The sequence below is a fragment of the Streptomyces sp. NPDC093097 genome, from assembly GCF_044754325.1.
Classification (GTDB): domain Bacteria; phylum Actinomycetota; class Actinomycetes; order Streptomycetales; family Streptomycetaceae; genus Streptomyces.
Genome location: NZ_JBIVOW010000042.1, coordinates 1 through 22757, shown reverse-complemented (window position 1 = coordinate 22757; position 22757 = coordinate 1). Strand labels below are relative to the sequence as shown.

Here is a 22757-nt window from a genome sequence, read left to right as displayed (position 1 = left end):
CGCGGCCGGCGCCCGGCGGATCAACGACCGCCGACGCAGCAACTCCTGCCATCGGTGGGGGTGTTGCCGGGAAGTCAGGTCAGGATGCCGGCCTCGCCGCCCCGTTCGCCCGCGCCGCCAGGAACTCCGCATAGCGGCGCCGGCCGTCCGCGTGCTCGGGCGTGAGGTTCTCCCCGCGCCGCAGCGCCGCCGCCGTGCCGCCCGGCAGCCACACCGGCAGCAGCAGTCGGCGCCGCCCGCCCGCCGCCAGCGTCGCCCGGACCACCTCGTCCGCCGTCAGCACCTCCGGCCCGCCCATGTCGGCGACCCGCCCGGCCGGCCCGGCCAGCGCCAACTCGGCCAGGGTGTCGGCCACTTCGTCGGCGTCGACGGGCTGGAAGCGGATCCCGGACGGCACCGGGACGACCGGCGAGCGGGCGCCCGCCTTGACCATGCCCAGCAGCAGATCGTGGAACTGCGTCGCCCGCAGCACCGTCCAGCCGATGCCGGACTCCGCCACCAGGCGCTCCACGGCGAGCTTGGCGCGGTAGTAGCCCAGCGGAATCCGGTCCACCCCGACGATCGAGATGAAGACCAGGTGCCGGACCCCGGCCCGGCGTGCCGCGGCGATGAGCCGCCCGGCCGCCTCGGCGTCGCCGGTGGGGGCCGAGGCGCAGTGCACGACCGTGTCCACGCCGGCCACCGCCTCCGCCAGTCCGGTGCCGTCGCGCAGATCGACGGCGTGGGACCGCGGGTGGGTGGGGCCGGTGCCGGTGTGCGGGTGCCGGCTCAGCGACCGGACGTCGTGGCCGCCGGCCAGCAGTCGGCCGACCACGGCGCGCCCGAGCGTGCCCGTGCCGCCGGTGACCAGGAGTGTCGTCATTGCGGAACCGCCCTTGAGGTGGGGAACGGGGTACCGCCCTATGACGGAACACCGGGCGCGGGTGTGACCGGCGACGCGCCCGCGCCGTGTGAGACAGCCCACAGCGCTTCGCTCGCATGGGCCATGAGCGGCCGTGGCAGACTTGGGGCGTACTGACATAAAGCAGCAGCGCACTCCGGGGTCGGTGTAATTCCGAACCGGCGGTAACAGTCCGCGACCCGTCCGCAGCCAGCGGCCGGTTGAGCAGGTGAAATTCCTGCACCGACGGTGAAAGTCCGGATGGGAGGCAGTGCGCGGCGGGCGAACGCGACGTACACCGCCGTCGGCGGCGCGTCCGGATGTTTGACGTTTCCGGGCGGGCCTGGCGTTTTCCGGCTCCGGTGTGCTCGTGGCGTTACGTGTCCGCTCCTGTCGTCCAGACAGCCCCGGAGTCCGTGCCCGAAGAGGCAGGAGGACCCGGTGGCCACCCCAGCTCCCGTGGATATCGCGGCGATGCGCCGAGCCGTCGAGCTCGCCGCCCGCGGCCTCGGTCACACCAGCCCGAACCCGGTCGTCGGCTGTGTCGTCCTGGACTCCGCGGGCCGTACCGCGGGCGAGGGCTGGCATCAGCGGGCCGGCGGACCGCATGCCGAGGTCCACGCCCTGCGCGCGGCGGGCGAGCGCGCCCGCGGCGGCACCGCCGTGGTCACCCTGGAGCCCTGCAACCACACCGGTCGCACCGGCCCCTGCGCCCAGGCGCTGATCGACGCGGGCGTCGCCCGGGTCGTCTACGCCGTCGCCGACCCCAATCCCACTGCCACCGGCGGCGCGGCGACCCTGGCCGAGGCCGGGATCGACGTCACCGGCGGACTGCTCGCCGACGAGGCCGCCGCCGGCAACGAGGCGTGGCTGACCTCGGTGCGGCGCGGCCGCCCGTTCGTGCTGTGGAAGTACGCCGCCACCCTCGACGGCCGGATCGCCGCCGCCGACGGCACCAGCCGCTGGATCTCCTCGCCGGAGTCCCGCGCCGATGTGCACCGGCTGCGCGCCGCCGCGGACGCCGTGGTCGTCGGCTCCGGCACCGCCCGCGCCGACGATCCCCAGCTCGGCGCGCGGATCGACGGGCCCGAGGGTGCGGCGGTCCGCCAGCCGCTGCGGGTGGTCGTCGACTCCGGCGCCGGTGCCGTCAAGCCCGGCGCCCGGGTCCTGGACGGCACCGCCCCGACCCTGATCGCGGTCGCCGAGGACGCGGACGCCGCCCACCTCGAAGGGCTCGTCCCGCTCGTCCGGCTGCCGCGGGCCCCCGAGGGGCGCGGCCTGTCCGTCCCCGCTCTGCTCCAGGCCCTCCAGGCACGCGACGTACGGTCCGTGCTGCTCGAAGGCGGGCCGACGCTCGCCGGGGCCTTCCTCGCCGCCGACGCCGTCGACAAGGTCGTCGGCTATCTCGCGCCGGTGCTGCTCGGCGCCGGCCCGGCCGCCGTCGGCGACGCCGGAATCACCACCCTCGCCCAGGCGTTGCGGCTCGATGTGACCGACACCGCCCGCCTCGGCCCCGATCTGCGCATCACTGCCACCCCGCGCCCCGCCTGCCACGAGGAGAACTGACGTGTTCACCGGAATCGTCGAAGAACTGGGTGAGGTCGTCGCCGTCGAGGACCTCGGCGACGCCGCCCGCTTCCGTCTACGCGGCCCCGTCGTCACCGAGGACGCCAAGCACGGCGACTCGATCGCGGTCAACGGCGTCTGTCTGACGGTCGTGGACACCGGGGACGGCGAGTTCACCGCCGATGTGATGGCCGAGACCCTGCACCGCTCCAGCCTCGGCGCGCTGGCCCCCGGCTCCCGGGTCAACCTGGAGCGCCCGATGGCGCTCGGCGGCCGGCTCGGCGGCCACCTCGTCCAGGGCCATGTCGACGGCACCGGCACCATCGTCGAGCGCACCCCCGGTGAGCACTGGGAGGTGGTGAAGGTCGCGCTGCCCGCCCCGCTCGCCCGCTACGTCGTCGAGAAGGGCTCCATCACCGTCGACGGTGTCAGTCTCACCGTCGTCGACGCCGCCGACGACTACTTCACCATCAGCCTCATCCCCACCACGCTCGCCCTGACCACCCTCGGCATCAAGCAGCCCGGCGATCCGGTCAACCTGGAGGTGGACGTGCTCGCCAAGTACGTGGAGCGGCTGCTCGGCCGGGGCGAGACGGACGCCGCCGACCTCGCGGAGGTCAAGGAGATGGACCGGTGAGCGTCCTGCACTGGCTCAACGGCCAGGCGTTCACGGTCTTCGGACAGCACGTCATCTGGTCCGACATGGTCGGCAACACCATCGGCCTGGCCGCCCTGGCGCTCGGCTGGCGGCGCTCGATCTGGACCTGGCCCGCCCAGTTCCTCTCCGGCGTCATCCTCGTCGCGGCCTACGCCTCCGCCCACCTCAGCGGCGGAGTCGGCAAGCAGCTGCTGGTCATCGGGGTGGCGCTGTGGGGCTGGCGGCAGTGGCAGCGCGGCCGCCGGCAGGCCCAGGACGGCTCGATCGCCGTCCGGTTCGCCACCTGGCGCGAGCGCGGACTGCTGATCGGCGGCACCGCGGTCGGCACCCTGGCCGTCGGCGGGCTGTTCACCCTGATCCCGCAGCTGTCCTGGAACCCCTGGCCGGACGCCTACATCTTCGTCGGCACGCTCGCCGCGATGGTCGCCCAGGCCCGCGGGCTGGTCGAGTTCTGGTTCGCCTGGCTCCTGGTCGACGTGGTCGGCGTCCCGCTCGCCTTCAGCAGCGGCCTGGCCTTCTCCGGCCTCGTCTACGTCGTCTACCTCGCCCTCGTCCTGTGGGGCATGCGCGACTGGTGGCTCCGCTCGCGGGCCGCCGCCGAAAGCCCCGTCCTGGAAGGAGCCGCGGCATGACCGCACTGCAGAGCTGGTACGGCGAGACCGCCGCCGGCGACCTCACGCTGGACCCGGTCGAGCGGGCCCTCGCCGACATCGCCGCCGGCCGGCCGGTCGTCGTGGTGGACGACGAGAGCCGCGAGAACGAGGGCGATCTGATCGTCGCGGCCGAGAAGGCCACCCCCGAGATCGTCGCGTTCATGATGAGCGAGTGCCGCGGCCTGATCTGCGCCCCCATGGAGGGCCCGGAACTGGACCGCCTGGACCTCCCGCAGATGGTCGAGCGGAACACCGAGTCGATGGGCACCGCCTTCACCGTCTCGGTGGACGCCACCGCCGCGCACGGCGTCTCCACCGGCATCTCCGCCGCCGACCGCGCCACCACCCTGCGCCTGCTGGCCTCCGGTGAGGCGGCCCCCGGCGACTTCGACCGGCCCGGCCACATCTTCCCGCTGCGCGCCCGGCCCGGCGGCGTCCTGGAGCGCAACGGCCACACCGAGGCCGGTGTGGACCTCGCCCGGCTCGCCGGACTGCGCCCCGCCGCCGCCATCGTCGAGATCGCCGGCGAGGACGGCACCATGCTGCGGCTGCCCGAACTCGTCCCGTTCGCCCGCAAGCACGGCCTGTCGATCATCTCCATCGAGGACCTGATCGCCTACCGGCGGTCCGCCGGGCTGCCGGCTCCGGCCGAGCAGGCGGGAGCCCCGTTCGAGCCCACCGTCCGCCGCGAGGCCACCACCCGGCTGCCCACCGAGTTCGGCGAGCTCACCGCCCACGGCTACCGCTCCACCGTCGACGGCGTCGAGCACATCGCGCTGGTCGCCGGCGACCTCGGTGACGGCGAGGACGTCCTGGTCCGGATCCACTCCGAGTGCTTGACCGGGGACGTCTTCCGGTCGCTGCGCTGCGACTGCGGCCCGCAGCTGGCGGCGTCGCTGCGCCGGATCAGCGAGGCCGGCCGCGGTGTGGTGGTCTACCTCCGCGGCCACGAGGGACGCGGTATCGGCCTGCTGTCCAAGCTGCGCGCCTACGAGCTCCAGGAGAACGGCCGGGACACCCTCGACGCCAACCTCGAACTGGGGCTGCCCGCCGACTCCCGCGACTACGGCGCCGGCGCCCAGATGCTCCGCGACCTCGGCGTCCGCTCGCTGCGGCTGCTGACCAACAACCCCGACAAGACCGCCGCCCTGCTGCGGCACGGCCTGACCGTCACCGGCCGCGAGCCGATGCCCGTCCAGGCCGGCGAGCACAACCTGCGGTACCTGCGCACCAAGCGCGACCGGATGGGGCACGACCTGCCCTGGCTGGACGGCATCCCCGGCGCGGGCGGCGGACCCACCGCCGTGCCCGATGCCGCCCCCTGCGGCAACCAGTAGACGACCCGTCAGCCGGACCCCGGCACATCACCCGTACGAGGAGAAGCATGAGCGGCAAGGGCGCCCCCGAACTGACCGTGAAGAACTGTCGCGACCTGCGGGTGGCCGTGGTCGCCGCGCAGTGGCACCAGCAGGTCATGGACGGCCTGGTGGACGGCGCGCTGCGGGCCCTGACCGAGCTGGGCATCGACGAGCCGACGCTGCTGCGGGTGCCCGGCGCCTTCGAGCTGCCGGTCGTCGCCAAGGTCCTGGCCGGCCGCGGTTACGACGCGGTGGTCGCGCTCGGCGTGGTCGTCCGTGGCGGCACCCCGCACTTCGACTACGTCTGCCAGGGCGTCACCCAAGGCCTGACCCAGGTCGCGGTGGACACCGGCGTACCGGTCGGCTTCGGCGTGCTGACCTGCGACACCGAGGCCCAGGCACGGGACCGCGCCGGCCTGCCCGGATCGGTCGAGGACAAGGGCCACGAGGCGGTCACCGCCGCGGTCGCCACCGCCGCGACGCTCCGCACCGTCGCGGAGCCCTGGCGCTGAGCGTCCCACCCTGTGGACATCGGACGAGGCGCTGCACGGGGGCGCGGACTCTCGGCGTAGGGTAGGCGACATCATGTCCAAGAAGACGTTCGAGGAGCTCTTCGCCGAGCTCCAGCAGAAGGCCGCCACCGGCGACCCCGCCACCTCCCGCACCGCCGAACTGGTGCAGTCCGGTGTCCACACGATCGGCAAGAAGATCGTCGAAGAGGCCGCCGAGGTCTGGATGGCCGCGGAGCACGAGTCGCACGACGCCGCCGCCGAGGAGATCTCCCAGCTCCTCTACCACCTCCAGGTGATGATGGTCGCCAAGGGCATCTCCCTCGACGACGTCTACGCCCACCTCTGATCCGCCCCCGCACTCCCGCAACTCTCCCCGTCGCAAAGGAAATTCGCTGTCATGCTGCGCATCGCTGTCCCCAACAAGGGTTCTCTGTCCGAGCCTGCGTCGGCGATGCTCCATGAGGCCGGCTACCGCCAGCGCAAGGACCGCCGGGAGCTGGTCCTGGTCGACGCGGAGAACGAGGTCGAGTTCTTCTTCCTGCGCCCCCGCGACATCGCGGTCTACGTCGGCTCGGGCAAGCTCGACATCGGCATCACCGGCCGGGACCTGCTGCTGGACTCCGGCTCGCCGGCCGAGGAGATCCTCCAGCTCGGCTTCGCCGGCTCCACGTTCCGCTACGCCACCCGTCCCGGCACCGCCAAGGACGTCAGCGACTTCGGCGGCATGACGATCGCCACCTCCTTCTCCGGCCTGGTCACCAAGCACCTGGCCGACAACGGCGTGGACGCCTCCGTCGTCCACCTCGACGGCGCGGTGGAGACCGCCATCCAGCTCGGCGTCGCCGAGATCATCGCCGACGTCGTGGAGACCGGCACCACCCTGCGCAACGCCGGACTGGAGGTCATCGGCGAGCCGATCCTCAAGTCCGAGGCCGTCGTCATCCGCGGTACCGGCGCTCCGCAGGACGACCCGAAGGTCCGCCAGTTCCTCCGCCGGATGCAGGGCGTCCTGGTGGCCCGCCGGTACGTGATGATGGACTACGACATCCGCGTCGACCAGGTCGAGAAGGCCGTGGCGCTCACCCCGGGCCTGGAGTCCCCGACCGTCTCCCCGCTGCACCACGAAGGCTGGGTCGCGGTCCGCTCGATGGTCCCGTCCAAGGACGCCCAGCGGATCATGGACGAGCTCTACGACCTCGGCGCCCGTGCGATCCTGACCACCGGCATCCACGCCTGCCGGCTCTGACGCCCACCGCCCGGCAAACCCCCTTTCCACGACCCTCGACGGAAGACGACCCGTGTCCGCGCCCGCCGCTGCCTCCCCGCCCGCCCTCCCGGTGACCTTCCGGCCGTCCCGCACCCGGGCGGTCCTCTACACCGTCGGCATCGCCCAGCTCGCCGCGCTCACCGCGATCGCGCTGCTGCTGCCGGAGTTGAGCGGCGGCGAGCGGGCCAGCTTCGTGGCCACCGGGGTCCTGGTCGGCGCCGTCCTCCTGCTGCTCGGCCGCCCCAAGGTGGTCGCGCGGCAGGACGGCGTCACGGTCGTCAACCTCACCACCCGGCGGGACCTGGCCTGGGCCCAGGTGCTGCGGGTCAACCTCCGTGCCGGCGACCCCTGGGTCCATCTGGACCTCGCCGACGGCACCAGCCTGCCCGCGATGGGCATCCAGCCCGGCATCGCCCGGGACCAGGCCATCCGCGACGCCCGCGCACTGCGCGAACTCGTCGACATCCACGGTGCGGTCGACCACACGGCCTGATGAGCCTGCCCTAACGCCGGTCCCGCTGTTTACTCTGTTCTCCGGGGCGCGCCCGCGCCCTGCCCCCATGAGGGGAACCCGACAACCCGAGGAGTGACTCCCTCCGGCAATGGACGGATCGTCCTGTAGTACCTGCGCCGCCCCCTCCGAACCCCCGCATACGACGGAGGCGGCGGCATGACCGGCCCCCTGCTGCTCCTCCTCGCAGCGCTCGTGCTCATCCTCGCCAACGGCTTCTTCGTGGCCGCGGAGTTCGGCCTCGTCACCGTCGAGAAGGCGGACGCCGAACGGGCCGCGGCCGAAGGCGACCGCCGGGCCGGAACCGTCGTCTCCGCCCTGCGGGAACTCTCCTTCCAGCTCTCCGGCACCCAACTCGGCATCACCATCACCTCCTTGGTGGTCGGCATGCTCGCCGAGCCGGCGCTGGCCGAGCTGCTGTCCGACCCGCTGCTGGCCCTCGGCCTGCCCCAGGGCGCGGCCCCGGGCGTCTCGGTGGCCATCGGCATGCTGGTGGCCGCCGCCGTCCAGATGGTCGTCGGTGAACTGGTGCCCAAGAACTGGGCGGTCTCCAAGCCGCTCCAGGTGGCCCGCTTCGTCGCCGGCCCCCAGGACGCCTTCTCCCGCTTCTTCCGGCCGGTGATCACTCTGCTGAACACCGTCGCCAACCGGTTGGTCCGCGCCCTGGGCGTGGAGCCCACCGACGAACTGGCCTCCGCCCGCACCCCCGGCGAACTGGTCTCGCTGGCCCGGCACTCCGCCCAGGCCGGGGCGATCGAGCAGGACACCGCGGACCTCTTCGTCCGCACCCTCTCGCTCGCCGACCTCACCGCGGAGAACGTCATGACGCCCCGCGTCCGGGTCAGCGCCCTCCAGGCGCACGCCACCGCCGAGGACGTCGTCAACCTCACCCGCGCCACCGGGCTGTCCCGTTTCCCCGTCTACCGCACCCGGCTCGACGAGATCGTCGGCATGGTGCACCTCAAGGACGCGCTGGCGGTCCCCGCCGAGGAGCGGCTGCGCGTCCCGGCGGCCCGGCTCGCGGTGCCGCCGCTGCTGGTGCCCGAGACGCTGCCGGTGCAGCCGCTGCTGGAGCGGTTGCGCAAGGAGCAGCCGATCGCCGTCGTCGTCGACGAGTACGGCGGCACCGCCGGCGTGGTGACCCTGGAGGACATCATCGAGGAGCTGGTCGGCGAGGTCCGCGACGAGCACGACCGGGTGGACCTGCCCGAACTCGGCCAGGCCCCGCCGGAGGACGGCCGTCCCGCGTGGGACGCCGACGGCGGCTGCCGGGTCGACACCCTGCGCCGGATCGGCCTGACGGCCCCCGAGGGCCCGTACGAGACGGTCGCCGGACTGGTCGCGCACATACTCGGCCGGATCCCGGCCCCCGGTGACACCGCGGAACTCGACGGCTGGCGGCTGCGGGTGCGCCTGGTCTCGCACCACCGCGCCGAGCGGATACGACTGGTCCGGCTGGCCCCCGCGGCTCCCGCCGCCCCCGGGCAGCCCGCCCGCGAGCGGGTCGCGGCCGGCGCGGAGGTGGCCCGATGACCGTGGCCCAGCTCTTCTTCGCGCTCCTGCTGGTGCTCGCCAACGGCTTCTTCGTCGGCGCCGAGTTCGCCCTGGTCTCGGTCCGCCGCAGCCAGATCGAACCGCTCGCCGTCATGGGCTCCAAACGGGCCCGCCGGGTCCTGCACGGCCTGGAGAACCTGCCGCAGATGATGGCCGCCGCACAGTTCGGCATCACCATCTGCTCCCTGACCCTCGGCGCGGTCGCCGAACCGACCGTCGCCCGCCTGCTGGAGCCGGCCTTCGCGGCCGTCCGTCTGCCCGCGGCCCTGGTCCACCCGCTCGGCTATGCCATCGCCCTGGCCCTGGTGGTCTTCCTCCACCTGGTCATCGGCGAGATGGTGCCGAAGAACCTCGCGATGGCCGCGCCCGAGAAGACCGCCCTGTGGTTCAGCCCCGGGCTGGTCGCCTTCGCCCGGCTGTGCCGTCCGATCACCGCGCTGCTCGGCGCGCTGGCCCGCGGTGTGCTGCGGCTCTTCCACGTCGAGCCCAAGGACGAGGTCGAGGCGGTCTTCACCAGCGAGCAACTCACCCACCTCGTCGAGGACTCCGGTCAGGCGGGCCTGCTCGACCCCGTCGAGCAGGAGCGGCTCTCCGACGCCCTGGAGCTCGGCAGCCGCCCGGTCACCGACGTGCTGCTGGACCCCGCCGGACTGATCACCGTCGAACCGACGGTGACGCCGCGTCAGGTGGAGGAGCTGACCGTGCGGACCGGCTACTCCCGTTTCCCGGTCTGTGCGCCGGGTGGTGCCTACATGGGCTATCTGCACGTCAAGGACGTCCTCGACCTGGAGGAACGGGACCGTGCGGTGCCGCAGCGGTTCTGGCACCCGATGACCACGCTCCGCGCCGAACTGCCCCTGGACGACGGCCTGACCGCGATGCGCCGGGCCGCCTCGCACCTGGCCGCGGTCGCCGACGCCACCGGTCGGGTGCTCGGCCTGGTCGCCCTGGAGGACGTCCTGGAGATGCTGGTCGGCGAGGTCCGCGACCCCGCGCACCGTACGGAGCCGACGGCCGGTCCGGAGCCCCGCGAGGGGGCCGAGCGGATCGGCGAGCCGCGGTACGGGGCGTCGCCGCTGGCGGCCGAGAACCCCGCGCTGGCGGGCTGATCGCGGGAACGACCGCGGGACGTCGAAGGGGCGCGCCGGACCACCGGCGCGCCCCGCGCCGTTCCGGTGCCCGGGGCCCGGGCGCCGTCGTCCCCCTCCCGTCTGCCGTGTGCCGGTGGTCGCCCGGCCCGCGGCAGACGACGGGAGGGTGCCGGCAGGCCCTAAAGATCCAACTCCTTCGGCGGCGCCTGGGGATCGGGTCCGCGGCCCGAGAGCACCTCGCCGTACGCCTGCATCAGATCCGGTAGGCGGAGCGTGGCGAGGTCGTCCCGGGTCGGGGTGACCTGCCAGGTGGACAGCCGCAGATCGCGGTAGGCGCAGCTCTTCTCGTACAGGGTGCGCAGGAAGCGGCCGTTGCCCAGTTCGTCGATCCAGCCCTGCTCGACGACATGGCCGTTGATGCTGCACAGCTCCTCGCGGGCCTCCTCGTCCCAGCGGTCGCCGTTCTCCGCGGCCAGCACCTCGCCGATCTTGGTGAGTTCCAGCGGCCGGTAGCTGGGGAAGTCCACCCGGCTGGTGAACCGCGACGACAGTCCGGGGTTGGCGGCCAGCAGCCGGTCCATGCCCTCGGGGTAGCCGGCCAGGATGACCACCAGCCGGTCGCGGTTGTCCTCCGCCCGCTTCAGCAGCACCTGGAGGGCCTCGTCGCCGTAGGCGTCGCCCTTGCTGTAGCCGGAGTTGGACAGGCTGTACGCCTCGTCCACGAAGAGCACCCCGCCCAGCGCCGAGTCGATCAGCTCGTTCGCCTTGACCGCGGTCTGGCCGAGGAACTCGCCGACCAGGTCGGCCCGTTGGGCTTCTACGAGGTGGTCGCCGCCGAGCAGCCCCAGTGCGTAGAAGACCCGGCCGAGTATCCGGGCCACCGTGGTCTTGCCCGTCCCGGAGGGGCCGGAGAAGACGAAGTGCCGCTTGGGGGGCGCCACCGGCAGGCCCTGGCCGGCGCGCAGCCGGGCCATCCGCAGCTGCGCGGAGAGCGCCCGCACATGCCGTTTGACCGGCTCCATGCCGACCATCCGCTCCAGCTCCGCCAGCGCCTTCTCCAGCAGCACCGGATCGGTCGGCCGGGCGGGCAGCAGGTCCTCGCCGTACCGGCCCGGCGCGGTGGTCTTGGCCCGGGCCGCGCGGCCGTCCCCGGCGGGCGGCCCGGGCGGCTCCGCCTTGGGCCCGGCGCCCTCGTCGGTCACCAGCAGCTCCCGGCCGTCCAGCGGGTCCAGCGGCGCCAGCGGGTCGAGGTCGCCGCCGGCCTCCTGGGCCGGGCCCTGGGCGGAGACCGGCGCGAGGCCGCCCTCGTCCAGCCCGTCCGCCTCGGTGATGGCGGCCAGCCGGGCCGCGGTGTCCATGAACCTCGTGTCGACGCGGTGCACCGTGTGGTAGAGGGGGAGGGCGGCGGCGCTGCGGCCGGTGCCCTCGTAGGCGCGGGCGAGCCAGTAGCGCAGCTCCTTGCGCTGCGGCTGCTCGCTGCGGCAGCGCATCAGCGCCGCGGCCAGCAGCGGTTCGGCCTGCCCGTACATCTCCAGCCGCACCCGCGCCATCCCGCCGAACAGCCCCGCCTCGATGCCCAGCACCGGATCGCCCAGCAGCGGTTCGGTGTGCCGGACGAGCTGGTCCCAGTCCTTGACGAGGTAGGCGCGGCAGGCGTGCAGGAAGCGCACCTGGGGGTCGGTCTCCACCGGCGGGCAGCCGGCCAGGGCCTGGTCGAGCTCGGCGACGTGCCGGCCGTCGAGCCAGTGGGAGGCGTACGCCAGCAGCAGGTCGCGGCCGGTCTCCAGTACGGGCTGGACCCACCAGCCCAGCCAGTACCAGGAGTTGAGGGCGCGGCGGTGGCGGGCGCGCTGCTCACCGAAGCGCGCGCGGTGCTGGTGCATCCGCAGCAGCGCCATGGTGGTGTCCGCGCGCAGTGCGTGCAGCCCGAGCCAGGCGTCGGCCATCGACGGATCGAGCCGCACCGCGGCCCGGAACTCCTCCTCGGCCTGGGGGTAGGCCCCCACGGTGCAGGCGTCGACCGCGCGCAGCCAGGCGAGTTCGGCCGGGGCGGGCGAACCCTGAGTGCCGACATCCATCCCGTCCCCCCACAAAACGTCCCCCCGTGGTGTACCACCGGACGTGTGCCGGCCGCGGTACAGGGCCGGCCGGCCCTGCCCGAACCGGTGCGTGCGGAGCGGGAGTTGCTCCGCCACGCGCCCTGGCCCGGGGTCCTGCGGTGACACAGACTCGCATGGTACCTGCGCTGTCGGTGCAGGTCGTAGAGGGCCGCACGAGGGGGAAAAGGGGGCGCGAACGGGGGTGTACCGGCGCGAAGGATGCGGTGACCCTGGGTGAGGGGAGAGGTGTGCGGCGACGGCCGCGGAAGGTGATCCGTGCAGAACGAAGCCCCCGATCACGGGGGAACAACCGGGGGCTTCGCGTCTGCGGGCGGTCCGTAGAACCGCACATTCAGAACGTAAGTCCTGTACGCCCCCTAGGTCAAGCCGAGTTGGCGTACTCGGCAAGTCCCGGTCGGCGACTGTCGGCGTGTCAGCCACGGTCGGCTACGCAGGGTGAAATCCGGGCCCGGTCAAGGCCGTTCGGCCGATCCCACCCGTACCTCGTACCCCTTCTGTCCCTGGTGCACCAGGAGGTCGGCGAACGGTCGGGACGGATCCGCCGCGAAGTGTGCACGCTCCGCTGGAATCCAGCCATCCCAGAACGACGACAGGCCCGGACCGTCGCGGAGTTGACCCCGTTCCCATGCGTGTTCGCTCGCCAGTTCCATCCACAGCAGACACGCGAGATACGGCCGCAGCTCGCGCCGCCCGGTGCCCACGCCCTCGACGAGCACCACCGCGGCCGGCGGCAGCTCCCGCACCGTGCCGAACTCCCGCCGCACCCAGTCGTAGATCCCGTACCGCGCCGCCGCACCGCGGGACAGCGGCGCCAGCACCTGCTCCCGGAACCGGCCGCTCCAGCCGAACAGCTCCTCATGGGTCGCGAGATCATCGGTGTGCACCACCGGGGCGCCGCCCAGCGCCTGGGCCAGCCGCGCCGCGAAGGTGCTCTTCCCGGAGCCCGCGTGCCCGTCCACCGCGACCAGCCGCACCGGGCCGCAGGACGGCGGCAGGGTGCGCAGCCGGGCGGCGAGCGAGTCCAGTACGGGGTCCGGGGCGGAGGTCATCCCACCAGCCTACGCGCCAGTGGTCCTCACCAATGTTCCTTCAGCGACGCGCGCCGCACCGCCTTCCGAAGCCCGCCCGGAACGGAGATAGTTGAGCCCACCCGCACCACCGGCACCTCGTCCGTCCGCATCCGATCAGGGGGACCCCATGACCAGCTCCGCGCCCCGGCGCACCGTCCTGGCCGCCGCACTCGCCGCCGCCGCGACCGCCGCCACCCCCCTGCCCGCGACCGCCGACACCCCCCACCGCTCCGCACCGACCCCGCCCCGGACGAAGAACCCCGTGGACTACCACGCCTGGACCACCGCCGCCGACTGGCATCAGGGCGCCGCCCGCGGCACCCACGTCGCCCCCGGCCCCCGCCCCGGCATCCGCATCGCCCGCCCCGCCGGCACCACCGACTACCACGATCCGCACACCGGCACGTCCGCCACCTGGGAGTACGCGACCTGGACCAGCCCGGTCCACCGCCTCCCGGTCCCCGCCGCCGAGGCCGTCGCCTCCTGGAACGCCCACACCCCGTCCGGCACCTGGATCGCCGTCGAACTGCGCGGCACGTACACGGACGGCAGCCGCACCCCCTGGTACGTGATGGGCCGCTGGACCGCCGGCGACGGCGACACCGACATCCGGCGCACCTCCGTGGACGACCAGAAGGACGGCCGCAGCGCCGTCTCCACCGACACCCTGGCCCTCGACGACCCCTCGACCGGCCTGCGCCTGACCGCCTACGAACTCCGCCTCACCCTCCACCGCCGCCCCGGCACCACCCTCACCCCCACCGTCTGGCGGCTGGGCGCCATGGCCTCCGACGTCCCCGACCGCTTCGAGGTCCCGCCCTCCACTCCGGCCCTGGTCGGCCACGAACTCCACGTGCCGCGCTACTCGCAGGAGATCCACAAGGGCCAGTACCCCCAGTACGACAACGGGGGAGAGGCCTGGTGCAGCCCCACCTCCTCCCAGATGATCATCGAGTACTGGGGCCGCCGCCCCACCCCGCAGCAGCTCTCCTGGGTCGACCCCACCTACGCCGACCCCCAGGTCTGCCACGCCGCCCGCCACACCTTCGACTACCAGTACAAGGGCTGCGGCAACTGGCCCTTCAACGCCGCCTACGCCACCACCTACCGGGACCTCCAGGCCGTCGTCACCCGCCTCTCCTCCCTCAACGACGCCGAACGCCTCATCCACGCCGGCATCCCCGTCATCACCTCCCAGTCCTTCCTCAAGACCGAACTCGACGGCGCCGGCTACGGCACCGCCGGCCACCTCATGACCGTCATCGGCTTCACCCCGACCGGCGACGTCATCGCCAACGACCCGGCCTCCCCGACCGACCCCGCCGTCCGCCGCGTCTACAAGCGCCACCAGTTCGAGACCATCTGGCTGCGGACGAAGCGGTACGACGCCGAAGGCAAGGTGAAGAGCGGCTCCGGCGGCGTGTGCTACCTCTACTTCCCGGTACAGCCGACGCCGGGACAGCGGCGGGTGCTGCGGGAGTTGGGGATTCGGTAGGGGGCCAGGCCCTGAGTCGTACGGCCAAATCCGCTGGCAGGTAGCCCTGGAAGGCCGTCGCCCCGGCCCGGCGGCAGCGCTCGCGGCCGTCCTGGGTGAGATGGCCGTACCGATCGACCGTGATCTTGATGGAATGGTGCCCGAGCCAGCGGGACACCTCATGAATTGAAGCTTCCCCTTGATAGTGGACACCTGGAGACTGGGATCTTGAGGTTCCAGAGGAAGTGGCACCAGGTGGGAAGCAAGTACACGAAGCGGTACACCGAGGAGTTCAAGCGGGACGCGATCGCGCTCGTCGATTTTCCTCGGGCGAGACGGTCACCGCGGTTGCCCGGGAACTCGGCATCAGTTCCGAGTCCCTGCACGGCTGGTTCCGCCGGGCGAAGGCGGACCGGGGCGAGGGCGAGTCCGGTGAGCTGACCAGCGCCGAGCGCGAGGAGCTCAAGCGGCTGCGCAAGGAGGTCCGCGAACAGCAGCAGACGATCGAGATCCTGAAAAAAGCGACGGCCTTCTTCGTGAAGGAGAACGACCGGTGAGCGCGCTGTACCGGTTGATCCATGCGGAGAAGGCGACGTACCCGATCGTCCTGCTGTGCCGGGTGCTGAAGGTCGCCCGCTCCTCCTACTACGCCTGGCGCGCGGGCGAGGCCGCCCGCCGCGTTCGTCAGGCCGCCGACGACGCGTTCGCGCACGAGATCACCGTGCTGCACATCGCCTCCCGACACACCTACGGTGTCCCGCGTATCCACGCCGAACTGCGGCGCCTGGGCCGGCGGGTGAACCGCAAGCGCGTCGCCCGCGTGATGCGTGAACGCGACATCCGCGGCGTCACCCGACGCAGGCGGCGTTCGCTGACCCGGCCGGATGCGAAGGCGAAGCCGGCCCCGGACCTGATCGGCCGCGACTTCCATGCCGGGCATCCTGGGTCCAAGCTGGTCGGCGACATCACCTACCTGCCCACCGCCGAGGGCTGGCTCTACCTCGCCTGCTGGTTGGACCTGGCCACCCGCGAGGTCGTCGGCTACGCCATGGCCGACCACCACCGCGCCGAGCTCGTCGTCGATGCACTCGACATGGCCCGCGGCCGGGGCGGACTGGAGCCCGGCTGCGTGATCCACAGCGATCGCGGCAGCGAATATACGTCGACCCAGTTCCGGGAAAGAATACGAGAGTTGGGGCTGCGGCCGAGCTGCGGACGCACCGGATCAGGCTTCGACAACGCCGCCGCGGAGAGCTTCTGGGCCCTGCTCAAAGAAGAGATCGGCACCCGCACCTGGCCCGACCGGGCCACCGCCCGAGCCGAGGTCTTCTCCTTCATCGAGACCTTCTACAACCGCCGCCGCCTGCGCAAGCATCGTACTTTCGGTTACCTCACCCCGGCCGAGACCAGGCAGCGGCATCAGCACGCCCTCGCGGCATAACGATCACGTGTCCGAGATCACGGGGAAACTTCATCAACGTCCAGGGCGACGAACCGTTCATCGATCCTGTAGCGATCGACGCCGTCTCGGAAGCCGTGGCCCACCTCGAAGCCGCCACTCCAGCGGTCAATGTCTACACGCCCATAGCCGACACAGCAGCTGCCCTCGACCACAACGTCGTCAAGGTCGTCATCAGCACGGACGGCAACGCCTTGATGTTCTCCCGGCAGCCGATTCCGTACCCGCGGAGCGGCTACCCGGCCTACTTCCGTCAGCTCGGGCTGTACGGATTCACGGCGGTCGGCATGGAGGTCTTTCGGGGGCTGGACCAGGGGCCACTCGAACGCACCGAGGGCGTCGAGATGCTGCGCTTCGTCGAGCACTCCTACAACGTGCGGATGCTGCCCGCGGCAGACGCCGGCCTTGCCGTGGACACCCCCGAGGACCTCGTTCGTGCCCAACGCCTTCAACAACGGACGTGGTCTTGCCCCGAGGCGGAAGCCCCGCGGAAGTGCAACTGAGCCCACTGCGCTGACCATGGGGGCGCCTGCGAGCTCAATCCGTAACCGAGGCGACCCAACGCCGTAGTCCGACGGCGCCTTGGCAGAGCGAGGGACCTGCGCCTGCGAAATCAGGACATCCCGCCGAGGCTGCTTCGAGCGGAGAGGCTACGTCAGGAGCAAGGCCGGCGAAGCCAGCTTCGTCACTCAACTCCCGCTGTGACGCGAGCGCTTGTAAGCCCGATCCACAGCGACGCGTCCTGCGGCAGACGTCGTACCGCTGGTAACTCCGGCCGGAAATGATCACTACGCCTGAATGGTGGTTGAGTCGGCTTTACCCCACTCATATCGTCATTTTCGACCGCGGCGTTGAGCGACCACAGCAGGGGATGCGCATGACTGACAAGCGAACGGGCGGACTCGCCCTGGGGATTGCCGCCTTCAACGCGGCTCTGACCGTCGCGGCGGCGGTGGTCACCTGGAACGGCGGCCCCAGTCCGTGGACGGTTGCTGCCGTCAGCTCCGTGCTCGTCCTTCTCGTACTCCTCCGCAAGCGCTGACCGCCCTGGCCAATCCGAATTGCACCTACACATCTTGAGCAAGAAGGAAGTCCGCTTTCGTGAAGCTCTCGTACCGCATCGCCTCTGCAGCCCTGGCAGGCGTCTCGCTCATTGGGATCACCGCCTCCCAGAGCCCGGCATTCGCCGCTCCGGTCGCCGCCTCGGTGTCCTCTGCGAGTGATGTCTCGCCCGAGACCGAGGCGCTGGTCAGCAACATCAAGGCGCTGCAGAGCCAGTCCTCCGTGCTTGAGGGCGAGCAGGCCCAGACATGGGTCAAGCGGGTCACCGCTGACGTCAGCGACAAGAAGGTCGCCACGCACCTCAAGGCCGGCTCGTCCCTCGTGACGGAACGCGCCACTGTCTACAAGTTCCACAAGGGCAACACTCAGGTCTCCATCCCCTTCAGCGACCAGGAGCGCGGCGCGAGCCTGAATGTCGTCTACGACTCCTCCGGCAAGGTGGTCGAAACGCTGGAGATGCAGCTCACCCACGACGACAAGACCGGTCATGCGCAGGTGTGGCGCAACGGTGCCGTGACGGCCGACAAGGTCATCAAGGCGGCAGACCTTCCCAAGGACCTGTCCGCCAAGCAGCCGCAGGTTTCCGCCTTCGGCTTCAGCTGGGGCAAGCTCAACGACTGCCTCTCCGGCGCTGGCATCTCGTCCTGGGCTCTCGCCCTCATCGGCACCGCGTGCGCAGCTGCATGCGTGGGAACCGCTGGCGCTGCATGTGTTCCCTGCATCACCGCGGCCGGCGGAGTCGGCGCGGGCACCGTCTGGTTCTGCATAGGCAAGGCCACCAGCTAACACCCGCCAAGTAGTTTGCAACCCGTGGCCGTTCGCCCTCAGTCGCAGTGAGGGCGAACGGCCGCAGGCCGTGAACGCCACGTTAGCCTTGGTTACCGTCACCTTCAAAAGAGCGGAAGCGATCGAGCCTCAGGCGGACAGTGGCCCCGAAGGACGCCGGAGGCGCCGGGACGGACTGCTCGGTGATCAGGGGCGCGGACTCGTCATCTGCCGGAGGCGGTGTCCGGCACGCACGCCACACGCCATGACCACTTGGTCCACCAACTGCCCTCTCCAGGTGGGGAATGCCTTGTCCGGGAGTCCTCAGAGGCATGAAGAACTGCTCCGCCGGGACTCTCGACGTCGCCGAGAGGGCCAACAGGAACGTCGGGGAGCGGCGCTGATCGCCTGCACCCCGGTTGCACGACACCAGTCGCTCGACCGGTGTTCCGCATTGCCTTATGGGCCATTTCCGGCAAAGTGGATATATGGGCGAGATATCGAGCATGGGCGATGTGGCAGACCTGGCCGAGCGACTTCGCCTCCACACTTCGGGGGCGTGACTTTGAGCGCCCTCCCGTCGCAGTGTGTGTTCAACGCGAGAGTTCGTCGATTGAGCAGCGGAGAGCTGCCGCGCGAGAAGTGCTGGATACGGTCGCGGGGCAGATAGGTCCGCCGACCCTGTCACTGCGACGACGACCCCACCTGACCGATCAGCGGTGCGGCCCCAGACTGGCCACCGACGGGCCGACAGCGGCCGAAGGAACAGGCTGATCGGGTGCCGGGCTCAAGGCGCGTGGCGCGTGCCCGGAGCAGGCGACAGCGGCCTGCGCCAGCCGGACTGCTGGGGCCCGCTCCGCGATCCCGGCGGCTTCACGTGCTTCGATCACGTGGCTGACGGCCTGCAAGGAAGTACGCGACTCCGCTTGGGCGACGCGAAGGGCCGCCGCTGAGCTGGTGATCCGTTCCAGGCCGTAGAAGGCCGGCACGTGGCCGGGCCGGGTAAGTGGCTGTTGTCGTTCCGAATTTGAGGGCGGGCTTTTCGCTGGTCAGGCATAGGGTCGGTGATGCGGTGAGAGTGGTGGCGTGTCGTGTCGTCGCTCCCCAGGAGGTTGCGGATGCCGTCGGTCGTGGGACTGCTGGAACAGCGCGAGCTCGCCGCTCGCCGTCGAGCCGACGGGCTGCGTGAGGAAGCCGAACGCATCCAGGCCGAGTTGGCCGCGGCCGAGCAGGAATGGCAGGAGTGGGTGATCGTCCGCAGGCGAGTGGGCACGGTCCTGGCTCCGGACGGCGGCAACCTCGCTGATGAGGAGGCGGTCCCCAGCTCACGGGACGCGGACGCGTGCTTGGTGCCCAGGCAGGCGGCGAAACCGAAGTCGCAGGTGCCGGTGTGGCGTGAGGGGCGGGCCTGGTCAGTGCTGTCGGTGGATTATCAGCGCATCCTCGACGCCCTCGCCGACCGGCACCGGCTCCATCAAGGGCCGCTGATCTGCGAGGAGTTGGCCGTGACGTTCGGCCTGGACGCGGTGCCGGCCAAGGCGGAGGCGCTGCGGTCGAAGGCGAAACGCCTGGTCGCGCGGGGCTGGTTGGCCGAGCGGCAGCCGGCCCAGTTCACCCTCGCCCAGGCCCGGTCGGGCAAGGCGGCGCGACATGAGCTGGGTCATTGACCAGTAGGCCATCGCCTCGGCGCTGGTGGTGCGGCGTTCGAAGTTGCGCACCAGACGGCGGGTGCGCATCAGGTGGGCGAAGAACCGCTCGACGATCCACCTCTTGGGCAGCACCACGAAGCCGCGCATGTCGTCGCTGCGTTTCACGATCGCCAGGACCAGCGCGAGCGTGGTGAGGCAGTGGGCGAGGAGGTTGCCGGTGTAGCCGCCGTCGGCCCAGACCAGTTCCAGCCGGTGGTGCACGTCGGCGACCTGCCTGAGCAGCACGTGGGCGGCGGTGCGGTCGCCGGTGTCCGCGGCGGTGACCCTCACCCAAGCAGCAGGCCGAGCATGTCGACCACGACGTGCCGCTTGCGGCCGTTGACCAGTTTGCCGCCGTCGAAACCGCGGCTGTCCGATCCCACGACGGCGTCCGCCTTGACCGACTGCGAGTCGATCACACCGGCCGTCGGTGCCGCGTCACGTCGTGACGGGCGTCCACCGGTATGAGCTGTCCATCACCGCATGAGTTCTGCAACAGGCCGGACCCTCAGGTGACTTCCTTGCGAGGCGGCCGCTTCTCAGGGGCTGTGGCGCTACCTGTGGCTCTCATGCTTCGTCTTCGTCCTCCGGGGTGGCTTCCCGCGCAAAGTGGAGTTCGAAGACGTATCGCTCGGGTGTGGGATTGTTTCGCCAGGCATGTCCGAGGGCATCCGGATCGGGGTGTTCGGCCAGTTCGCGCAGGGTGTGGTTGTAGTAGTCGAGGGTGGCGTGACGCCCGGCCCACCACGCTATGCCCTCGTAGACGCCTGGTCGCGGCAGATCCACGGTTCCGGCAGGGCCAAGGGTGAGTTCGTTGATGACCAGGCAGGCGGTGGTGGACTCGATGGTCACCGGGGTGCTGCCTTCGATGTGGGCAGGGGGCGTCTGAGGCCCGTCCCAGATGCGGATGGTGACGTCGACCTTGATGTCAGGTTGCAGGCTGTGCAGGTACAGGTGGTAGCCGTTGCCGGCTACCACCTGCTCTCGTGCTGCCTCAACTGTGGCGCTGTCGTCGAGATACGCATCGGAGTCGTAGACCTCCACGAAGCGGTGCGCGGGTCGTGGTGTCACGGTGTACTCGGCGAGCAGTGCCACAGTGCCTTCCTTGGTTCAGCTCGTGATGGTTACGAAGAAGGGATCGTCGTCGAGGATTCTGTTGGCAATGTACATAGCATTGAGCCGGTTGCCACCGGTTTCGTTATCCTTGCCGTCGATGAGGCGGACGGAGTAGCGGTCATCGCCTTTGGTCGAACCTTCGTAGGTTGAAGCGAAGGGGTATTCATCGCACTGTAAGTAGCTGTTGTCGTTCCGATCTTGAGCGGTGCCCTTCGAACGGGAGTCTCGATTGGGTGGTGGCGGGGTGTTCGGCGCATACGAGCAGGGCCTCCTGAACAGCTCGTTGGTGTCGAATCACCGAGCAACATCAGGAGGCCCTGGTGCCGCAGTGTTCCGTGTCGACGGCCGGGCAGTCCAGTTCTGTCACGCTGGAGTGGGACTGCCTGGCTCACCGGTTCGGAAACGCCGCCGACAACGGGTTGCGGCAGCCGCGTTATCCGACGGACATGACGGACGCGGAGTGGGCGGCCATCCGGCCGCTGCTGCCGGTGCCTGGCTGGATGCGCGGCCGCGGAGGGCAGCCGGAGGCGTACTGCCACCGGGCGATACTCGATGCGATCCGCTACCTGGTCGACAATGGCATCAAGTGGCGGGCGATGCCCGCCGACTTCCCGCCGTGGGACCGGGCATACGCGTTCTTTCGCCGCTGGCGCGACCACGGCGTGGTCAAGGAGTTCCACGACCGGTTGCGCGGGAGGATCCGCGAGAGGCTGGGGCGGGATGCGGAGCCGTCGGCGGGGGTGATCGACTCGCAGTCGGTCAAGGCGGACGCCGTCGTCGGGCCGGACAGCCGCGGCTTCGACGGCGGCAAGCTGATCAACGGGCGCAAGCGGCACGTCGTGGTCGATGCCCTCGGCCTGCTGCTGGGTGTGATGGTCACCGCCGCGGACGTCGGCGACCGCACTGCCCCCAGGTGTTGCTGCGGCAAGTCGCCAACGCTCACCGCTAGTTGGAGCTGGTCTGGGCCGACGGCGGCTACACCGGCAGCCTCATCGAGTACTGCCTGGCCACGCTCGCCCTGGTCCTGGCGATCGTCAACGCAGCGACGACATGCACGGCTTCGTGGTGTTGCCCAAGCGGTGAATCGTCGAGCGCCTCTTCGCCCACCCGATGCGCACCCGCCGCCTGGCACGCGACTACGAGCGGCGCACCACGAGCGCCGAGGCGATGGCCTACTGGTCGATGACCCTGCTCATGACCCGCCGCCTGGCCCGGCCACGCCCGCGGCCAGCGTGAACCGGCCCGGCTGTTGCTCGGCCAGCCAGCCGCGCGCGACCAGGCGCTTCGCCTTCGACCGCAGTGCCTCCACCCGTGCTGGCACCACGTCCATGCCGAACGCCGTGGCCATCTCCTGGCAGGTCAGCGGCCCTTGGTGGAGCCGGGCCCGGTCCGCGAGCGCCCTGAGGATGCGCTGGTAGTCCACCGACAGCACTGGCCAGGCCAGCCCCTCACGCCACATCGGAACCTGCGACTTCGTCTTCGCTGCCTCCGGCGTCTGCGGCGTCATTCCGGTCTGCTCCTCGGCGGCCGGCGCGGTCCCCTCGGCCCGGGCGGGGTCCTGTCCGCTCTCGTCCACGGGGGCCAGCACCTCGCCGACCCGCGAGCAGGCGATGGCCCACTCCTTCCATTCCCGCTCGGCCACGGCCAACTCGGCCTGGACACGGTCGGCTTCCTCCCGCAGCTCGTCCACACGACGGCAAGCACCCAGCTCACGCTGTTCCAACAGCCCACCCACCGACGGCATCCACGACCTCCCGGGCAGCGACAGCACGACAGGCCACAACTCCCACGGAACCCTCGACCCTATGCCCGACCAGCGGAAACGCAACCCTCAAGTCCGGAAAGACAACAGCTTCTTAGCTTTACTTTTTACCGTTGCGACCGGCTTTGCCGGTTGCAACGGTGTTCTTTTTCTTGGGTGTTGGGTGTGTTTTGCCTGCTGGGTAGCGGGTG

At 71.1% G+C, this 22757-nt stretch carries 23 protein-coding genes, 2 pseudogenes and 1 riboswitch; of the genes and pseudogenes, 18 read left to right on the top strand and 7 right to left on the bottom strand.

Going from position 1 to position 22757, the window contains the following annotated elements:
• Positions 1-79: 79 nt before the first annotated feature.
• On the bottom strand, positions 80-862 hold the full coding sequence (locus ACIQE0_RS37720) for an SDR family oxidoreductase (protein WP_402340617.1): 783 nt from the start codon (positions 860-862) through the stop codon (positions 80-82).
• Positions 863-1028: 166 nt separating this feature from the next.
• Positions 1029-1159: riboswitch (FMN riboswitch) on the top strand.
• Between the two features lie 195 nt (positions 1160-1354).
• Between ACIQE0_RS37720 and ribD the strand changes: the two genes are divergently transcribed.
• The 10 genes from ribD to ACIQE0_RS37670 all read left to right on the top strand — a co-directional run bounded on the left by ribD (position 1355) and on the right by ACIQE0_RS37670 (position 10068).
• On the top strand, positions 1355-2446 hold the full coding sequence (gene ribD, locus ACIQE0_RS37715; RefSeq protein WP_402340647.1) for a bifunctional diaminohydroxyphosphoribosylaminopyrimidine deaminase/5-amino-6-(5-phosphoribosylamino)uracil reductase RibD: 1092 nt from the start codon (positions 1355-1357) through the stop codon (positions 2444-2446).
• A 1-nt stretch (position 2447) separates the two neighbouring features.
• Complete coding sequence (locus ACIQE0_RS37710) at positions 2448-3083, top strand: riboflavin synthase (RefSeq protein WP_366339559.1); 636 nt, start codon at positions 2448-2450, stop codon at positions 3081-3083.
• The gene (locus tag ACIQE0_RS37705; RefSeq protein WP_366339561.1) at positions 3080-3736 is read left to right on the top strand and encodes a nicotinamide mononucleotide transporter family protein; all 657 of its coding nucleotides are present in this window, start codon (positions 3080-3082) and stop codon (positions 3734-3736) included. The genes ACIQE0_RS37710 and ACIQE0_RS37705 overlap by 4 nt, the downstream gene beginning before the upstream one ends.
• Positions 3733-5094: a bifunctional 3,4-dihydroxy-2-butanone-4-phosphate synthase/GTP cyclohydrolase II gene (locus tag ACIQE0_RS37700; protein WP_366339563.1), complete on the top strand. Its 1362-nt coding sequence runs from the start codon at positions 3733-3735 to the stop codon at positions 5092-5094. Before ACIQE0_RS37705 ends, ACIQE0_RS37700 begins: the two co-directional genes overlap by 4 nt.
• A gap of 47 nt (positions 5095-5141) precedes the next feature.
• A complete protein-coding gene (gene ribH, locus ACIQE0_RS37695; protein ID WP_366339565.1) occupies positions 5142-5627 on the top strand; it encodes a 6,7-dimethyl-8-ribityllumazine synthase in 486 nt (161 codons plus the stop codon).
• A 73-nt stretch (positions 5628-5700) separates the two neighbouring features.
• The gene (locus ACIQE0_RS37690; RefSeq protein WP_366339567.1) at positions 5701-5973 is read left to right on the top strand and encodes a phosphoribosyl-ATP diphosphatase; all 273 of its coding nucleotides are present in this window, start codon (positions 5701-5703) and stop codon (positions 5971-5973) included.
• A 51-nt stretch (positions 5974-6024) separates the two neighbouring features.
• The gene (hisG, locus tag ACIQE0_RS37685) at positions 6025-6873 is read left to right on the top strand and encodes an ATP phosphoribosyltransferase (protein WP_366339569.1); all 849 of its coding nucleotides are present in this window, start codon (positions 6025-6027) and stop codon (positions 6871-6873) included.
• A gap of 52 nt (positions 6874-6925) precedes the next feature.
• Complete coding sequence (locus tag ACIQE0_RS37680) at positions 6926-7387, top strand: PH domain-containing protein (RefSeq protein WP_402340612.1); 462 nt, start codon at positions 6926-6928, stop codon at positions 7385-7387.
• Between the two features lie 177 nt (positions 7388-7564).
• On the top strand, positions 7565-8938 hold the full coding sequence (locus tag ACIQE0_RS37675) for a hemolysin family protein (protein ID WP_366339573.1): 1374 nt from the start codon (positions 7565-7567) through the stop codon (positions 8936-8938).
• Positions 8935-10068, top strand: coding sequence for a hemolysin family protein (locus ACIQE0_RS37670; RefSeq protein ID WP_366339575.1), 1134 nt, complete (start codon positions 8935-8937; stop codon positions 10066-10068). The genes ACIQE0_RS37675 and ACIQE0_RS37670 overlap by 4 nt, the downstream gene beginning before the upstream one ends.
• A gap of 161 nt (positions 10069-10229) precedes the next feature.
• On the opposite strand, the gene ACIQE0_RS37665 is transcribed toward ACIQE0_RS37670, so the two are convergent.
• Together ACIQE0_RS37665 and ACIQE0_RS37660 are read right to left on the bottom strand one after the other, a co-directional pair.
• Positions 10230-12128 (bottom strand): AAA family ATPase, encoded by a 1899-nt coding sequence (locus tag ACIQE0_RS37665; protein ID WP_366339577.1) that lies wholly within the window; start codon positions 12126-12128, stop codon positions 10230-10232.
• A gap of 494 nt (positions 12129-12622) precedes the next feature.
• Positions 12623-13219, bottom strand: a complete 597-nt coding sequence (locus tag ACIQE0_RS37660) for a hypothetical protein (protein WP_366339579.1) — start codon at positions 13217-13219, stop codon at positions 12623-12625.
• Positions 13220-13367: 148 nt separating this feature from the next.
• Between ACIQE0_RS37660 and ACIQE0_RS37655 the strand changes: the two genes are divergently transcribed.
• The 7 genes from ACIQE0_RS37655 to ACIQE0_RS37625 all read left to right on the top strand — a co-directional run bounded on the left by ACIQE0_RS37655 (position 13368) and on the right by ACIQE0_RS37625 (position 19667).
• The gene (locus tag ACIQE0_RS37655; protein WP_402340607.1) at positions 13368-14735 is read left to right on the top strand and encodes a peptidase C39 family protein; all 1368 of its coding nucleotides are present in this window, start codon (positions 13368-13370) and stop codon (positions 14733-14735) included.
• Positions 14736-14959: 224 nt separating this feature from the next.
• Positions 14960-15271 (top strand): transposase, encoded by a 312-nt coding sequence (locus tag ACIQE0_RS37650; RefSeq protein ID WP_402340604.1) that lies wholly within the window; start codon positions 14960-14962, stop codon positions 15269-15271.
• The gene (locus tag ACIQE0_RS37645) at positions 15268-16155 is read left to right on the top strand and encodes an IS3 family transposase (protein WP_402340601.1); all 888 of its coding nucleotides are present in this window, start codon (positions 15268-15270) and stop codon (positions 16153-16155) included. Before ACIQE0_RS37650 ends, ACIQE0_RS37645 begins: the two co-directional genes overlap by 4 nt.
• Positions 16152-16676: a cytidylyltransferase domain-containing protein gene (locus ACIQE0_RS37640; protein ID WP_402340644.1), complete on the top strand. Its 525-nt coding sequence runs from the start codon at positions 16152-16154 to the stop codon at positions 16674-16676. The genes ACIQE0_RS37645 and ACIQE0_RS37640 overlap by 4 nt, the downstream gene beginning before the upstream one ends.
• Positions 16677-17050: 374 nt before the next feature.
• On the top strand, positions 17051-17215 hold the full coding sequence (locus ACIQE0_RS37635; RefSeq protein ID WP_189867935.1) for a hypothetical protein: 165 nt from the start codon (positions 17051-17053) through the stop codon (positions 17213-17215).
• Between the two features lie 59 nt (positions 17216-17274).
• Complete coding sequence (locus ACIQE0_RS37630) at positions 17275-18021, top strand: hypothetical protein (protein ID WP_402340598.1); 747 nt, start codon at positions 17275-17277, stop codon at positions 18019-18021.
• Positions 18022-19118: 1097 nt separating this feature from the next.
• Complete coding sequence (locus tag ACIQE0_RS37625) at positions 19119-19667, top strand: hypothetical protein (RefSeq protein WP_402340595.1); 549 nt, start codon at positions 19119-19121, stop codon at positions 19665-19667.
• Between the two features lie 84 nt (positions 19668-19751).
• On the opposite strand, the pseudogene ACIQE0_RS37620 reads toward ACIQE0_RS37625, so the two are convergent.
• From ACIQE0_RS37620 to ACIQE0_RS37610, 3 genes and pseudogenes are all read right to left on the bottom strand, one after another.
• Positions 19752-20071: pseudogene (locus ACIQE0_RS37620) on the bottom strand (transposase); the annotation flags it as partial.
• Between the two features lie 184 nt (positions 20072-20255).
• Entirely contained in the window at positions 20256-20783 is a 528-nt protein-coding gene (locus ACIQE0_RS37615; protein ID WP_402340593.1) for a hypothetical protein, read from the bottom strand.
• A 15-nt stretch (positions 20784-20798) separates the two neighbouring features.
• The gene (locus ACIQE0_RS37610; protein WP_402340641.1) at positions 20799-21083 is read right to left on the bottom strand and encodes a NucA/NucB deoxyribonuclease domain-containing protein; all 285 of its coding nucleotides are present in this window, start codon (positions 21081-21083) and stop codon (positions 20799-20801) included.
• A 167-nt stretch (positions 21084-21250) separates the two neighbouring features.
• On the opposite strand from ACIQE0_RS37610, the pseudogene ACIQE0_RS37605 reads away from it, so the two are divergent.
• Positions 21251-21652 (top strand): annotated as a pseudogene (locus ACIQE0_RS37605) (transposase); the annotation flags it as partial.
• Between the two features lie 344 nt (positions 21653-21996).
• Here ACIQE0_RS37605 and ACIQE0_RS37600 read toward each other — a convergent pair.
• A complete protein-coding gene (locus ACIQE0_RS37600) occupies positions 21997-22548 on the bottom strand; it encodes a hypothetical protein (protein ID WP_402340591.1) in 552 nt (183 codons plus the stop codon).
• Positions 22549-22757 lie beyond the last annotated feature (209 nt).

Coding starts and splice junctions, on each gene's coding strand:
- ACIQE0_RS37720 (WP_402340617.1), bottom strand. CDS start 862: ATGACGACACTCCTGGTCACCGGCGGCACGGGCACGCTCGGGCGCGCC.
- ribD (WP_402340647.1), top strand. CDS start 1,355: ATGCGCCGAGCCGTCGAGCTCGCCGCCCGCGGCCTCGGTCACACCAGC.
- ACIQE0_RS37700 (WP_366339563.1), top strand. CDS start 3,733: ATGACCGCACTGCAGAGCTGGTACGGCGAGACCGCCGCCGGCGACCTC.
- ribH (WP_366339565.1), top strand. CDS start 5,142: ATGAGCGGCAAGGGCGCCCCCGAACTGACCGTGAAGAACTGTCGCGAC.
- ACIQE0_RS37690 (WP_366339567.1), top strand. CDS start 5,701: ATGTCCAAGAAGACGTTCGAGGAGCTCTTCGCCGAGCTCCAGCAGAAG.
- hisG (WP_366339569.1), top strand. CDS start 6,025: ATGCTGCGCATCGCTGTCCCCAACAAGGGTTCTCTGTCCGAGCCTGCG.
- ACIQE0_RS37675 (WP_366339573.1), top strand. CDS start 7,565: ATGACCGGCCCCCTGCTGCTCCTCCTCGCAGCGCTCGTGCTCATCCTC.
- ACIQE0_RS37670 (WP_366339575.1), top strand. CDS start 8,935: ATGACCGTGGCCCAGCTCTTCTTCGCGCTCCTGCTGGTGCTCGCCAAC.
- ACIQE0_RS37665 (WP_366339577.1), bottom strand. CDS start 12,128: ATGGATGTCGGCACTCAGGGTTCGCCCGCCCCGGCCGAACTCGCCTGG.
- ACIQE0_RS37660 (WP_366339579.1), bottom strand. CDS start 13,219: ATGACCTCCGCCCCGGACCCCGTACTGGACTCGCTCGCCGCCCGGCTG.
- ACIQE0_RS37655 (WP_402340607.1), top strand. CDS start 13,368: ATGACCAGCTCCGCGCCCCGGCGCACCGTCCTGGCCGCCGCACTCGCC.
- ACIQE0_RS37635 (WP_189867935.1), top strand. CDS start 17,051: ATGACTGACAAGCGAACGGGCGGACTCGCCCTGGGGATTGCCGCCTTC.
- ACIQE0_RS37625 (WP_402340595.1), top strand. CDS start 19,119: ATGCCGTCGGTCGTGGGACTGCTGGAACAGCGCGAGCTCGCCGCTCGC.
- ACIQE0_RS37600 (WP_402340591.1), bottom strand. CDS start 22,548: ATGCCGTCGGTGGGTGGGCTGTTGGAACAGCGTGAGCTGGGTGCTTGC.